General features: G+C 54.6%; 8 protein-coding genes. 5 read left to right on the forward strand and 3 right to left on the reverse strand.

What is annotated here, in order from left to right; translation table 11 throughout:
• Window positions 1-285: 285 nt before the first annotated feature.
• Window positions 286-1,347, forward strand: coding sequence for a sel1 repeat family protein (locus ACGG9R_RS00950; protein WP_390150406.1), 1,062 nt, complete (start codon window positions 286-288; stop codon window positions 1,345-1,347).
• A 684-nt stretch (window positions 1,348-2,031) separates the two neighbouring features.
• Here ACGG9R_RS00950 and ACGG9R_RS00955 read toward each other — a convergent pair.
• Window positions 2,032-2,454 (reverse strand): Fur family transcriptional regulator, encoded by a 423-nt coding sequence (locus tag ACGG9R_RS00955; protein WP_390150409.1) that lies wholly within the window; start codon window positions 2,452-2,454, stop codon window positions 2,032-2,034.
• A 171-nt stretch (window positions 2,455-2,625) separates the two neighbouring features.
• Complete coding sequence (locus ACGG9R_RS00960) at window positions 2,626-2,805, reverse strand: hypothetical protein (RefSeq protein ID WP_390150411.1); 180 nt, start codon at window positions 2,803-2,805, stop codon at window positions 2,626-2,628.
• Window positions 2,806-3,354: 549 nt separating this feature from the next.
• Here ACGG9R_RS00960 and ACGG9R_RS00965 point away from each other — a divergent pair.
• Complete coding sequence (locus ACGG9R_RS00965) at window positions 3,355-4,653, forward strand: S-layer homology domain-containing protein (RefSeq protein ID WP_390150414.1); 1,299 nt, start codon at window positions 3,355-3,357, stop codon at window positions 4,651-4,653.
• Between the two features lie 56 nt (window positions 4,654-4,709).
• Here ACGG9R_RS00965 and ACGG9R_RS00970 read toward each other — a convergent pair whose 3' ends face one another.
• Window positions 4,710-6,056, reverse strand: coding sequence for an ATP-binding protein (locus ACGG9R_RS00970; RefSeq protein WP_390150417.1), 1,347 nt, complete (start codon window positions 6,054-6,056; stop codon window positions 4,710-4,712).
• A gap of 1,247 nt (window positions 6,057-7,303) precedes the next feature.
• Here ACGG9R_RS00970 and ACGG9R_RS00975 point away from each other — a divergent pair.
• The 3 genes from ACGG9R_RS00975 to ACGG9R_RS00985 all read left to right on the forward strand — a co-directional run bounded on the left by ACGG9R_RS00975 (window position 7,304) and on the right by ACGG9R_RS00985 (window position 13,960).
• On the forward strand, window positions 7,304-8,479 hold the full coding sequence (locus ACGG9R_RS00975) for a multidrug effflux MFS transporter (RefSeq protein WP_390150421.1): 1,176 nt from the start codon (window positions 7,304-7,306) through the stop codon (window positions 8,477-8,479).
• A gap of 535 nt (window positions 8,480-9,014) precedes the next feature.
• On the forward strand, window positions 9,015-13,313 hold the full coding sequence (locus ACGG9R_RS00980) for an acyl-CoA dehydratase activase (protein WP_390150424.1): 4,299 nt from the start codon (window positions 9,015-9,017) through the stop codon (window positions 13,311-13,313).
• Entirely contained in the window at window positions 13,310-13,960 is a 651-nt protein-coding gene (locus tag ACGG9R_RS00985) for a TetR/AcrR family transcriptional regulator (RefSeq protein WP_022105611.1), read from the forward strand. The genes ACGG9R_RS00980 and ACGG9R_RS00985 overlap by 4 nt, the downstream gene beginning before the upstream one ends.
• Window positions 13,961-14,656 lie beyond the last annotated feature (696 nt).

Genomic DNA, 14,656 nt, shown 5'->3' on the forward strand with positions numbered 1-14,656 from the left:
GCGATAACCGTTGTGCAAGAAAGATTTCTCGACTTCGCTCGAAATGACGATAGCGCGAAGTACTATCAAAATTCTGCGGCGCTTTATTATTTTTCGCGACGCACCACCACTCCTCACTCCTCACTCCTAACTAGAGCGAGCGCGAGTCTTTCACACGCAACCAAGGGGCAGCACGCCTCGCGGGCTACCCTTGAACCCATTCCCATCTTTCGCAAATAGAGATTTGCTGATTTCAAAAACAAGAAACCCTCTTTTCCCCGTTGTAGAAAAGGAGCAGAACCGATCATGTCATCCGATCGTATGATGGAATACTACTACTCCATGGGACAGGACTGCCTCACGAATGGCGCTCTTGACGACGCGGTCACCTATTTCCGCAAAGCCGCCAATATGGGAGCCGACGAGGCCGCCTATGAGATCTGCGCCATCGGACGCCAGATGGAAACCGGTGATGGGGTAGAAAAAAATGAAGAAAAAGCAGAAAGCTGCTATAAAATAGGTGTCGAGTACGGCATCGAGAAAGCCAGCCTGTACTTGGGCGAGATGTACCTTCGCGGCATCCATGGCGGAAAACCAAATCCGAGGAAAGCCCGCCGCGCCTTAGAAGATGCTTCTGATATGGGAAATAGAGAAGCTGCCGCTCTGCTTGGCAAAGCCTATGACGAAGGGCTTCTTGGGAAAGTGAATCCCAAGCAGGCCTTCCGATACTACCTCCTCGCCGCCGAGAGAGGGGATACCAGCTCCATGCTGATGATCGGTCTTTTCTACGCACAGGGGACAAGTGTGGCGAAGGATCTCACGGCTGCTGAGATGTGGATCCGCAAAGGACGCGAGGAAGGAGATGCCGATGGCGATCAGACGCTCCGCGTCTTCCTCTCCGTCGCCTCCTCCGAATACATCACAGGGGCTGCCGGGAAGGTAGATCCCGCGAAAGCCTGGCAGATGGCGGAAGAAGCGGAAGCTCTGGGCGACAAGGACGTCTTCTACCGCCTCGGCAAGACCTACAGCGCGGCTTCGAACCAGAAAGACCACCTGCCGAAAGCCTTCGAGTGCTACAAGCGCGCGGCAGAAAACGGCATTCCGGCGGCCATGGCTGCACTCGGTCTCTGCTATGAAGCCGGCCTCGGCATAGAGGAAGACATCACTCGTGCCGTCTCCTTCTATAAGAGATCCGCAGAAGTCGGCGATCCCTTCGGCATGGCTCACTACGGCTACGCCCTCGCTAATGGCGAAGGTTGTGAAAAGAATGAAAAAGCCGCCATGTCCTGGCTTATCAAAGCCGCCATGCGAGGTGATCAGGGAGCCATCCTCACGCTGAAAGAAGACTACGGGTATGAGATGAAATAAAAAATACGTCATGATGCGAAAGTGTCATGACGTATTTTTTATTCAGGGTTCAGGGTTCAGGGTTCAGGGTTCAGGGTTCAGGGTTCAGGGTTCAGGGTTCAGGGTTCAGGGTTCAGGTGGCGGCTTCGCCGCAAAAAAGGAAGCCAACCCCGCCTCGCTGCGCTCAGCAGCCCCTTCCAAGGGAAGGGGCTCGCGTGGATGCTCCCTCCTTCCTTTGGAAGGAGGTGCCCCGAAGGGGCGGAGGTTGGAGGGGGAAAGCGCTATCCCCGACACACAGCCTTCCTCTCGAGGGGAAGGTGCCCCGAAGGGGCGGATAGGGTTCTAGCGGTATGAAAGAGAGCGAGAGGGATCGTCTCAAGTAGGCGATATACGAGAGCACCCTATCCACCGCTGCGCGGTCCCCCTTCCCCAATGGGGAAGGCTGCGAAACGAGGATGCCGCTATCCCCGACACACAGCCTTCCCCTCGAGGGGAAGGTGCCCCGAAGGGGCGGATAGGGTACTGGCGGTATGAAAGAGAGCGGGAAAGAGAATCTCAAGCCGACGATTTACGATAAAACCCTATCCACCGCTGGCGCGGTCCCCCATGCGGGGAAGGCTTATATGGGCGATGCCCGAAAAGTGGTATTCAAGTCACCAGTCACCAGTCCCTAGCCACTAATCCCTAGCTACTAATCCCCAGTCCCTAGTTCCCTTTCTTTTGGCAGTCCTTACAGATCCCGTAGATCTCAATGCGCGGATCGGCCGCAGCGAAGTCGTACTCCTGTGAGAGCTTCTCTTTATAGCCCTCTTCGAGATGGATATCAATCGGGAAGATGCGATGGCAGGAGGTGCAGATCGCATGAGGGACGGGGGTGCCGTGGTCGAATTCGTAGCGCGTGAGACCATCGGACATCGTGGTAGAGCGGGAGAGAAGCCCATGCTCAGCGAGCGCTTCGCAATTCCGATATACCGTCGAGAGCGAGAGCTGTGTATCCTTGACACGCACCGCCTCGAAGACTTCGCCCGCAGAGAGCGGGAGCCCTTTGGCGAGCGTCTTCAGGATCAGGACACGCGCCTTCGTCCGCTTCATCTTCTTATCCATCAGGAGTTGTTCGATATTGCTCATAATATATCCTCGCTTCATTGATTTCATGAATCATATAGCGTGCTATGTAATTAGAATAGCGGATTTGAGAAAAAATTGCAAGAGGGAGAAAAAATGAGAATTGTAATGAGGAATGAAGGTGGCGGCTTCGCCGAGATCCTTCGGCTCAGGTCGCAGCTGTTCTGGCATTCGTTATCTCACATACGACGTTTCTCGCTGCTCAGGATGACGAAACGGGGTGATGCCCCAAAGCGGCATATTCCTGCTTTCACGCATACGTCGATTATCGTTCTGCAAGGAAGATTTCTCGACTTCGCTCGAAATGACGATGCGGGAGAAACACTCATATTTCGTCTTCTGAATAACTGGCATTTAAGTCAACTCCCGAATTAAGTCAGGAGTGAGGAGTTAGGAGTGAGGAGTGAAGGTACGGCGCCAGATCCTTCGACTCAGTTCTCACTGTTCCGCCTTTACATGATCGAACATCCGACATTTCACTCCGCTCAGGATGACGAAATGCGCCGTGGAGTTTTGATAGCGCTGCGCGCAGTTGTCATCTCGAGCGTAGCCGAGAGATCCTTCTTGCAGAACGGTTAGTATGCAACTGCGCTATTTCAATCACCGCTTGCTCCTAATCCCTAGCCACTGATCCCCAGTCCCTAGTCACTTTCCATCCTTTTCCCCACACTTTATGTACTATTCTCCAAAAACGTACAAAGCATCCGTAATGAAATATTATTTTTTATTTGCGAAGCTCTAATGAAAGTGCTATACTGTATCTAGCCAACTGAGAAGTCCTGTCGGTTGACGGGAGAAAGACAGAAGGAACGCAGAGGAAACACGGTCACTCGCGCAGAACTCCTTCTAGAAAGCTCCTCCTTATCAGGACTACCCATATTTCTATATAAGGAGCGAATCTAAATGAAAAAGATCCTCGCACTGGCTGCTGTAGCAGCACTCACCGCTGGCGTATCCGCTTACGCTGCAAATCCGTTCTCTGATGTTACCCCGGATGACTGGGCATTCCAGGCAGTATCCGACCTGTCCGCTCAGGGCGTTGTAGAAGGCTATCCGGATGGCTCTTTCAAGGGCGAAAGAAACATGACCCGTTACGAACTGGCTCAGATCATCGCTCGCCTGATGGCTAAAGAAGATCAGCTGAATGCAGAACAGCAGGCAACCCTCGACAAACTCGCTGGCGAATACGCTGACGAACTCGCAAACCTCGGCGTTCGCGTAGCCAACCTCGAAAAGAAAGTCGGCAACATCTCCTGGTCCGGCGATGCTCGTATGCAGTATCAGCATAACCTCGATGGTGCTACAAAGCATGAAGATTCTTGGAATGGCCGTATGAGAATCAACGTTCAGGGACAGGTCAATGATGAAGTCACTGTCAATGGTCGTTTCGTAACCAACATGTACTTCAAAAATGCACCTGAAGGAGAAGATAACGATGATGGCGATACCACGATGGACCGCATCAACGCAAAATGGACTCCGAACGATGCTACCTATGTTACTATCGGCCGTCAGGGCGTAGCTCTCGACCAGACCGGCACCTTCTGGGATGAAGATGGCGTATTCGACGGCGTTGCTGCTGGCTGGGATAATGGTAAATTCGGTATTGATGCAGGCTATGGCCGTTTCAAGGATGCTTACAAAGATGTAGGTTGGAAATCTGTTGACAGCACGGAAGCTTGGTATGGCAAACTGACTGGTCACCTCACTGACGCAGCTGACGTTTCTGCTTTCTACCTGAAGAATACCCAGAAGACTGATGATACCGATCCAAACGGTGTTAACGTTTCTGCTTGGGGCGCTGGTGCTACCATTGGCCTTGGCGGCAACTTCACCGTTGATGGCGATTTCGTACAGACCAGAGCAAACAAGGGCGTAGGTCACGCTAACCTTTGGACTGCCGGCCTCACCTATGGTGAAGTTGACACCGACAAAGTTGGTTCCTGGTCCCTCGGCGCTCATTACGTAAATGCTAAATATGGTTCTACTCTGCTTGGCAACACCGCTCTGGATATGAGCGATCAGCTGAACTATGGCTGGGATAATGAAGCTGATGTTAAGTTCTGGACTGCTAAACTCGGTGTAGCTGTACAGAAGAATGTCGAACTCGACGCTTACTACAACTTCGCAGCCAAAGCTGATGGCAACAACGTAGAAGATCCGGACGATACCTGGGGCATCGAACTCAACTACGCATTCTAATCTCACCTCTGAGACTAAAAAAGAACTCCTTCGGGAGTTCTTTTTTTATGGGAGATTCACTCACGCGTTGCATCGAGGCTTCTGACATAACGCTTCAGAAGGAAGGCGCAGAAGTACGGGAAGGTATAGATGTTTTCTTGGCACCCGATATTCCCGCGAACGAGCTTGATGCCGCGATGGATATCGCCGTAGTTCGGGTTCTTGATGAGTTGGCGGAGGGAGGCGGCCGCGCCATTTCCTGCTTTCACTTCCAGCGGGATGAGTTCATGCTGGCTACGGATGAAGAAATCTTCTTCCAAGCTGGAATTTTCTTTCTTATAGTAGAAGAGGGGAAGCCCTGCTTTGAAGAGTGCTTCGGCGATCATATTCTCATAGAGCGCTCCCTTGTATACGCCAAGGTTTTGGTTGGCACGGAGGTCTTCTTGCGATTCTTCGTCCAGAGAGGCGATGAGGAGGCCGGTGTCTTTGAAATAGATCTTGAATCGGGTGCGATCCCCATTTCCTTTGAGTGGAAGCTCCGGAAAGTTCAGACAGTAGCAGAGGTTCACCATGCCGGCATCATTCAGCCACTCAATGGCGTCCATGTAGCGCGAGAGGCGCGCACCACGAGCGACTTTGGTGATTTGGAATTTCTTGTTTTCCTTGGCGAGCTGAGCCGGGATGCTGCGGAAGACAGAGAGAACCTTCGTCTGCTCCAGACCCGGGAGGTACTTGCGGATGTCTTCCTCATAGTCCAGAAGCAGCTGGCGCTGCTTGGGGAGAATTTGTGAGAAGTGCCCCTGCTCGATGTAGGTTTTCACGATTTCGGGCATGCCGCCCAGGAGGCAGTAGTCCAGGAAGAGCGCTCCGTATTGGTCTATTTCCAGCTGGGAAAAAGGGGTGAGGCTTTGCATGTGGGAGAGCATGTCTGTGGTGAGACTTTCTCCATAGCCCTTTGCCCAAAGAAATTCCTCAAAGTCCATGGAGGTCATCTCAAAGTCTTCCTTGTAGCCGACACTGTTGCTCTCGATCCTGCGGTAGTTCAGTCCCAGCATGGAGCCGCTCAGTATGACATCGTAATTTCCTTTGAGCTTGAAAAACTTCAGACTGGTGGCGATGTCAGGAAATTCCTGGATTTCATCAAAAACGAGAAGCGTCTCGTGCGGAATCAGCGCCGCCTCTGGCGAGAGGATGGAAATATTGCGGAGAATGTTTTCCTCGCTGTAGCCGTCAGATAGGATCTGTTTGAATTTGGGCTCTTCGACGAAATTGATGTAGAGAATATGCGGATAGTGGGATCTTGCAAAGTGCAGGATGGACTCCGTCTTCCCGACCTGCCGCGGGCCTTTGATGATGAGCGGTTTGCGATCATTTGATGCTTTCCATTCTTCCAGAAAAGCATCTATTTTTCTTCGTAGATACATGGTATCACCTCATGCGATAAAATCAGGGGATTTCATCTCATTGTACAATTTTATGGGGCATTTTTCAATGTGGTTGTACAATTTTATGAGGGTGTTTTCAGGACAGAGTGTCAATTTTATGAGCGCATTTTCAGCGCTCGTGTACAATTTCATGTAAATGGTTGGCACGGGCTTGGTACATTTGAGGCTGACTGCGGCATGGAGGCGCTGGGACTTCGATGTTCCTTGCTGTAGTCAGTCCCGTATGAGCGGACCGGTTGTTTGTTCATCCGTCTCCCTATTCCCCGCCCTGCCGGCGGCCTCTTCCCGAGGGGAAGGGGCTTTTGTGTGGCGATCCAAAATCGACTATGATTTACCTTGCGTCTTTTGGTCAAAATGGGTACAATAGAACCATCTAACTGATGCTAGCTGGAAGGATTGGCGGACTCCGATGCGGGGGTCCGCTTTTTGATTGGCAGCGGCTGAGAGTGGAGATGCCGGTCATTTGATACTATGCCCCTTCCCTTGGAAGGGGGATGCCCGAAGGGCAGGGGGTTGGCCGAAGACGAAAGAGAGCGAAGCCAACCTCCGGCGCTACGCGCCACCTCCTTCCAGAGGAAGGAGGGAGAAGCGGGATGAGTAACCCATCTATCCCCCTTCCCATGGAAGGGGGATGCCCGAAGGGCAGGGGGTTGGCCGAAGGCGAAAGAGAGCGAAGCCAACCTCCCTCGCTGCGCCACCTCCTTCCAGAGGAAGGAGGGAGAAGCGGTGAAAACTATCTACTCCCTTCCCGTGGAAGGGGGATGCCCGAAGGGCAGGGGGTTGGCCGAAGGCGAAAGAGAGCGAAGCCAACCTCCGGCGCTGCGCGCCACCTCCTTCCAGAGGAAGGAGGGAGAATGCCGCCTTTCCTGCATCGTCATTTCGAGCGGAAGCGAGAAATCTTTTTCGTTCGCGGTCAGGCAAAAGTTGTGAGGGAAGCGGGGAACGGGAAACACCGTATGCTTCATGTGACTGGGGATCACGGTGCTTCATGCAGATGGATTTACGAAGGAAAACAGCAAACGGCAAACGAAAAAGATCCCTCGGCTGCGCTCGGGATGACGAAACGAGGAAACGCTTCCCGCCCATTCCTTTTCAATCCAGAGCAAAAGCCAATCTCTGCCCCTTCGGGGCACCTTCTTCCAGAGGAAGGAGGAAAAAGTGGTAAAAACCTATCTACCCCCTTCAACGCCTGTCCCCCTGATTCAAGTTTTCCAAAGGAGCCCACTATGAACAACATGCTTTATCTCACGATCTTCCTTGGCGTCATGACGGCAATGGCGCCGTTGTCGACGGATATGTACCTGCCTTCGTTGCCGGAGATCGCTTCTGATTTTCAAATTTCCACTTCGATGACGCAGTCGACGCTTACGATGACGATGGTGGGGATGGCGGTCGGGCAGGTCCTGGGCGGGCCTGTCTCGGACCGGCTGGGGCGCAAGGTACCGCTCCTTATCGGCATGATGGGCTTCACGATGGCATCTTTGGGCTGTGCGTGGACGGAGGAGATCCATCTCTTCCTGGCCTTCCGTTTTTTGCAGGGGCTCTCCGGCGCTTTCGGCATCGTGATCGCCCGTGCGGTGGCGCGTGATGTGGTGGAAGGGCCTGCGCTGATGCAGTTCATGGCGCTTCTCATGATGGTGAATGGCCTCGCTCCGATCGCGGCGCCTGTCGCAGGGGCGCAGGTTCTGCGTTTCACGGACTGGCATGGGATCTTCATTTTCCTTGTCGGGATCGGGCTGGTGCAGATGGGCTTGACGATGCATTTCAAGGAAACGCTGAAGAAGGGGGAGCGTGTGCGAAGCTTCACGGAGGGCTTTGCCGCCTTTGCCGTGCTGGTGAGAAATCGCTATTTCTTCGGCCAGTGTCTTCTGCAGTGTTTCTACTTCGGCGCGTTCTTTTCCTACATCGCGGGATCTGTCTTTCTTTTTCAGAATATCTATGGCGTCTCGCCGCAGACGTACAGCTATATCTTCGGCGGCATCGGTCTCGGTCTCATGCTGATGGGCGTGCTTCCGGCGAAGATGGCAGGGGCGGTCGAGGAGATCACCTTTCTCAAGGTATCGCTCGTGGTGCCTTTTGTGATGTCGCTCTTCTTCCTTGTGGGCATTGTACTGGGTGCGCCGATCGGCTACACGCTCCCTGTGCTTTTCTTTACCGTCATCCCGCTCTCGCTCATGGGGGCGTCGTCGACCTCGCTCTCGCTGTCCCGCTGTGGAAAGAATGCGGGGAGCGCGTCGGCGCTTTTGGGCTTTTTCAATATGATCCTGGGCGGTGCGCTGATGCCGCTCACGGGGGTCGCGGGCGACCACTCCGCACTCCCGATGGGGATCATCATGGTTCTCTGCTATGCTCTCTCGTTCGTCGTTTTCCGTCTGATGATCTGGCCGGAGCATAAGAAGTAGGAGGATGAGTATTTAGGCGCGGCGCATCATATCTGGATGCGCCGCTTTTTTGATGGGCGTGACTGGGGACTAGTGGCTGGTGACTGGGATTCTCTGGCATCGTCATCCCGAGCGCAGCCGAGGGATCTTTACTGCACTGCGAGAATCAGCGTGTATGCACCGAGGGAAAACGATGTCTTGGTGCTGCCTCACATCAGGTGATGAGCGTTCTGCAATAAAGATTGAGGGCTACGCTCGAAATGACGACGGCGCGAAGCGCTATCAAAATGCCGCGGCGCTTCATCATTTTTGCGCCGCACCACCACTCCTCACTCCTCACTCCTCACTTCTAACTAGAGCAAGCGAGAGGCTTTCAAGCGTAATCAAGGGACGACCCGCCCCACGGGCGAACCCCGAACCCCGAACCTGACAACCTTCCCTCTTTTTTGCATTGTATTCTATGCTTTATTGTGCTAAAATGGGATTAGAAATCATACAATGTATGAATATGCGTGTTATAATATAAATAAGACGTATACAGTTGGGAGGTCGTTTCATGAAACCGGTCATTCATGTCGGCATCGATGTGGGATCCACAACGGTCAAAGTGGCGGCTTTGTCGCCTTACATGAAACTTTTATTTGGCAGGTATGAGCGTCATATGTCGGATATCCGCCATATGGCGATGGTACTTTTGCATGAGCTCAAGGAGAAGTTCTCGGGCTATCGCATCACGGCTTCGATCTCCGGCTCGGGCGGTATGGGACTTGCGAAGGTGATGGGGCTTCCTTTCTGTCAGGAGATCTTGGCGGAGACGAAGGCGGTGCAGACGTTCCACCCGGAGACGGATGTCATCATCGAGCTCGGGGGCGAGGATGAAAAGATCACGTATCTTCAAAATGGCGTGGATCAGCGCATGAATGGCGCGTGCGCCGGTGGGACGGGGGCCTTCATCGACCGCATGGCGTCTCTCCTCTCGGTGGATGCAGCCGGGATGGGAAGGCTCGCAGAGAAGGCGGAGCGGATCTATCCGATTGCATCCCGCTGCGGGGTCTTTGCGAAGACGGATATTCAGGCGCTTTTGAATGAAGGAACGTCGAATGAGGATATCGCGCTCTCCGTTTTTCAGTCGGTGGTGAACCAGACGATCTCGGGGCTGACCTGCGGCCGCCCGATCCATGGGAAGGTGGCATTCTTAGGCGGTCCTTTGACGTATCAGCCGATGCTTCGCAAGCGCTTTCAGGAGACGCTTCACATCGCAGATGAGGATATGATCGTCCCTCGTCACGGGGAGCTCTATGTGGCGATCGGGGCGGCGCTGTCTGCGATGCATGACAAGCCGATGGATCTTGACAGCTGGCTCTCTCGCATGGAAGAGGAGAAGGATGTCCGCCTTGGCACATCGAAGACGCTTCCCCCGCTTTTTGAGGGAGAGGCGGACTACGAGGCATTCAAGGAGCGGCACAGTCATTTCCGTGTGCCGCGGGGTGATATTTCTGCGGCGAATGGCTCTGTCTGGCTCGGCATCGATGCGGGCTCGACGACGATCAAGGCGGTACTGCTCGACGAGGAGGATCGCATCCTCTATGAGTACTATGGAGGAAATCAGGGGACGCCGCTGGCGGGCGCGCGCCGGATCCTGGAGGATCTGTATGCCAAGCTCCCGGAGGGTGTGACGATCGCCGGAGCGGGTGTGACAGGCTATGGCGAGGAGCTCATCAAGCGGGCGCTTGAGACGGATGTCGGGGAAGTGGAGACGATGGCGCACTATCGCGGTGCGAAGCATTTCCTCCCCGATGTCACGACGATCCTTGATATCGGAGGGCAGGATATGAAGTGCTGCCGCATCAAGGATGGTGCGGTGGATGATATTCTTCTCAATGAGGCCTGCTCGTCGGGCTGCGGGTCGTTCCTTGATACCTTTGCCCGGTCGCTGGGGATGGATATCGGGCATTTTGCCAAGATCGCTCTCTCAGCCAAGCATCCGGTGGATCTGGGCTCGCGCTGCACGGTCTTCATGAATTCCCGTGTGCGGGAGGCACAGAAGAATGGCGTCTCGGTCGCAGATATTTCTGCCGGTCTCTCCTACTCGGTCATCAAGAATGCGCTCTACAAGGTCATCCGCCTGAAGAAGGCGTCTGACCTGGGCGAGCGGGTCGTGGTGCAGGGCGGGACCTTCTACAATGATGCGGTGCTTCGCGCGCTGGAGCTACTCCTCGGAAGAGAGGTCATCCGTCCGGATGTGGCGGGGCTGATGGGAGCGTATGGCATGGCGCTCATCACGCGGGATACCTGTCCGGCGGGGCATGTATCCACGCTTGTGACACCGGAGAAATTGAAGGCGCTGTCGTATACGAATGAAATGAAGCGCTGCCCGGGCTGCGGCAATCACTGCATGATCACGCTGACGCGATTCAATGATGGCCGTGCCTTCGTCTCGGGGAATCGCTGTGAGCGCGGGGCCTCCCTGATGCTGACGGGCAAGAGCGCGCCGCACTCATCGCTCCCGAATATGTACCGCTGGAAGGAGGATGTCATCTGGCATCGCCGTCCGCTTTCTCCGAAGGAAGCGAAGCGCGGCACGGTCGGCATCCCGCGTGTGCTCAATATGTATGAGGACTTCCCCTTCTGGCATGCCTTCTTCGGACGTCTAGGCTATCGTGTCCTCACATCCTCGGAGCAGATCCGCGAGATCTCTACAGAAGCGATGGAGACGATCCCGTCGTATTCCGAGTGCTTCCCGGCGAAGCTCGCGCACACGCATGTGGCGGATCTCGCGAAGCACCATCCGGATCTCATCTGGTATCCCTGCATCGACAAGGGGCCGGATGAGGGCAGTACGAACAGCTACCACTGCCCGATGGTCGCATCGTATCCGGAAAATATCGAAGCGAATATGGATGAGATCCTCAGGAAGTACAAGGTGAAGCTGCTGCATCCCTTCCTGCCGCTGCATGCGCCGAAGCAGCTCTTGAAGCAGCTGAAGAAGGTCTTTGCACCGATGGGCATCTCTTCGTCCGAGCTTGAGAGCGCGATCCATGCGGGCGAAGCGGCGGAGCGCGAGTACAAGGAAAGACTGCTCGCTGAGACGAAGCGGGTGCTGGCGGAGATCAGAAAGAAGCATGAGATCGGCATCGTGCTCGCCGGACGTCCGTACCATGTGGATCCGGCGGTGAATCACTCGATCCCGGATCTCATCAACCAGCTTGGCATGGCGGTGCTTTCGGAAGACGGCATCGCGATGGTCGGCGGTGAATATCCAAATCTCCGCGTCATGAACCAGTGGACGTGGCACAGCCGCCTCTACCGTGCGGCGGACTATGTGACGCGCCATCCGCATCTGGAGCTCGTCGAGCTGAATTCCTTCGGCTGCGGGCTGGATGCGGTCGTGACGGATCAGGTGCAGGAGATCATGCACCAGCGCGGCCGGCTCTATACCTGTCTCAAGATCGATCAGAGTTTGAACCTGGGCGCTGTACGCATCCGTCTGCGTTCGCTCAAGGCAGCCATCGAGGAGCGCGGCGAAGAGACGGAAAGCGCAAAGCCGATCGAGTATCCGAAGGCGGTCTTCACGGAAGCGATGAAGCGCGACAAGGACTATACCATCCTGGCACCGGAAATGTCGCCCATTCATTTCCCCATCATCGAAGCCGCAGTCCAGCGGGAAGGCTACCACATCGAGATCATTCCGCCGATCCATGAGGATATCGACAAGGGGCTTTCCTGTGTGAATAACGACGCCTGCTATCCGGCGATCATCACCATCGGCTCTCTCATGCGTGCGCTCACGTCAGGAAAATATGATCTTTCCAAAACGGCAGTCATGCTGTCCCAGACGGGCGGCATGTGCCGTGCGTCGAACTATGTCGGATTCCTGCACAAGGCATTAGACGAGGCGGGGCTTTCGGATATCCCTGTGATCTCCCTCAATACCCATGGCTTCGAGCCCCAGCCGGGCTTCCATTTCTCCCTTTCGATGGGACGGCGCATGATCCAGGCTGTCATTTACGGCGATGCGCTGCAGCAGTGCCTCTACCGCACACGCCCTTATGAGAAGGAGCCCGGCAGCGCAGAGACTCTCTGCCGCAGCTGGCAGAAGCGCTGCATCGAAGCCATCCTTTCCGGCGAATCCTACACATCGTATAAAAAGAATATCGCAGGCATCATCCAGGACTTCGACCGCCTGCCGCTTTCCGATATGCCGCGCCGTCCGCGCATCGGCATCGTCGGGGAGATCTACGTCAAGTTCAGTCCCATCGCCAGCAATGACATCATCCGTACCATCGAAGCGAATGGCGGCGAAGCCGAGGCGAGCGGTATGCTTGATTTCTTCCTCTATGGCTCGCTTGACAGCCGTTTCCAGCGGAAATATATGGATGGCACCATGAAGGAAGACCTGAAGGACACCTTCTCCCGCTACCTCTTCGAATGGTATCGGAAGCCGCTCGAAAAGGCGGTGAAAAGATCGCAGCGTTTCCATGAGATCACCAGCATCGAGAAGATGGCCAAGCGCGCCTCCCAGTACCTTTCACTCGGCAACCGCGCGGGCGAAGGCTGGTTCTTAACGGCTGACATGATCGATCTTCTCTATCATGAATGCCGTGGTATCGTCTGCCTGCAGCCCTTCGCCTGCCTGCCGAATCACATCACCGGGGAAGGCATGGTGCATAAGCTGCATGCAGCGTATCCGGAAGCGGTCTTCCTCGCCCTCGATTGCGATGCCAGCGCGAGCGAAGTGAATCAGGAAAACCGACTGAAGCTGATGATGAATGCTCTCACGGAAAAGACGAAAGCGCCGAAGGAAATGTCTTTCATTCAGAAAACCATGAATCTTAGAAAGGGAACCACACTATGATGAGAAAATTGACCGGCAAGGGCGAGCGCGTCCGTGAAAAGATGATCGAGACCACGGTCCACATCCTGCAGCAGCAGGGCTTCAAGAAAGCCACAGTCCGCTCCATCGCCAAGGCAGCCGGCGTCAATATCGCCTCCGTGCGCTACTACTTCGGCTCCAAGGAAGAGCTCATCGGTGCGGCGCTCGAGTACATGATGGGCAATCTGGAAAATATCGTCTCCTACCTCGATGACAACCGCCTGACGGCGAGCGAAAGGCTGAAGAAATACATCATCGCCTACTTCCACCTGGCCCGCGAGCACCCTGCCCTCTTTCGTTCCATCTCGAATCCTTCGAGTGAGGACGCCAAGGACACCTACTTCATTTACCTCTCTCTTCTCCACAGCCAGTGCTGGGAGAAGGTCATTCGCAATGTGGCGGAGGTCACCGGCTATACCGATGAAAAAGACCTCGAGCTCAAAGCCATGCAGATCTTCGCAGCCGTCGAATTTCCTATCATTCTGGAAAGCAATAAGGGAAATTCCTTCATCCAGGGATACACCGACGATGCGACGCTTTCCCGCTATGTCGACCTCCTTCTCGATAATGTGGATGAGAAAAAGGAAAAGAATGAGTACCTGAAGGAGATCCTGCAGAAGAGCAAATAGGGACTGGTGGCTAGTGACTAGTGACTAGGGATTAGGGATAATCCCAGCTGGCGTGCAAATGAAAGAGCCATGAACAGTTTTGTTCATGGCTCTTTTTGTTTATGGTGCATGTCTGATAGCAGGAAACGGAAACACCGAATCGCGGAAAGTGGAAAAGGCGCGTTTCCCGTATCGTCATCCCGAGCGAAGTCGAGGGATCTTTTTCGTTGATGGTAAGACGGAGAGCGTTTGACGGCGAGAAACGGGAAACACCGTATCACGGGAAGTGGAAAAGGCGCGCTTCTCGTATCGTCATCCCGAGCGAAGTCGAGGGATCTTTTTCGTTAGCGGAAAGGCGGGGGCGGTGCTTCCTGCAGACGGCTTAGCGAAGGAGTCGTGGGAAAAAGGGGATGAAAAAGATTTCTCGCTGCGCTCGAAATGACAGCGTGGGGGATGGCTATCCCGTGCATCATACAAAGAATGTGTGGGAAAAGCGCGTTTCTCGTGTCGTCATCCCGAGCGAAGTCGAGGGATCTTTTTCGTTGGCGGTAAGACGGAGCGTGTCTGACAGCGAGGAACGGGAAACACCGTATCGCGGAAAGTGGAAAAGGCGCGTTCTTCCCGTATCGTCATCCCGAGCGGAGCCGAGGGATCTTTTTCGTTGGCGGTAAGACGGAGAGCGTCTGACGGCGAGAAATGGGAAACACCGTATCACGG

It is taken from the genome of Dialister sp. i34-0019-2H8 (genome assembly GCF_042846925.1).
In the GTDB taxonomy this organism is placed as follows: domain Bacteria; phylum Bacillota; class Negativicutes; order Veillonellales; family Dialisteraceae; genus Dialister.

Excerpts from the sequence above, each read along its gene's own strand:
- ACGG9R_RS00950 (WP_390150406.1), top strand. The coding sequence starts at position 286 with ATGTCATCCGATCGTATGATGGAATACTACTACTCCATGGGACAGGAC.
- ACGG9R_RS00955 (WP_390150409.1), bottom strand. The coding sequence starts at position 2,454 with ATGAGCAATATCGAACAACTCCTGATGGATAAGAAGATGAAGCGGACG.
- ACGG9R_RS00960 (WP_390150411.1), bottom strand. The coding sequence starts at position 2,805 with ATGCCAGTTATTCAGAAGACGAAATATGAGTGTTTCTCCCGCATCGTC.
- ACGG9R_RS00965 (WP_390150414.1), top strand. The coding sequence starts at position 3,355 with ATGAAAAAGATCCTCGCACTGGCTGCTGTAGCAGCACTCACCGCTGGC.
- ACGG9R_RS00970 (WP_390150417.1), bottom strand. The coding sequence starts at position 6,056 with ATGTATCTACGAAGAAAAATAGATGCTTTTCTGGAAGAATGGAAAGCA.
- ACGG9R_RS00975 (WP_390150421.1), top strand. The coding sequence starts at position 7,304 with ATGAACAACATGCTTTATCTCACGATCTTCCTTGGCGTCATGACGGCA.
- ACGG9R_RS00980 (WP_390150424.1), top strand. The coding sequence starts at position 9,015 with ATGAAACCGGTCATTCATGTCGGCATCGATGTGGGATCCACAACGGTC.
- ACGG9R_RS00985 (WP_022105611.1), top strand. The coding sequence starts at position 13,310 with ATGATGAGAAAATTGACCGGCAAGGGCGAGCGCGTCCGTGAAAAGATG.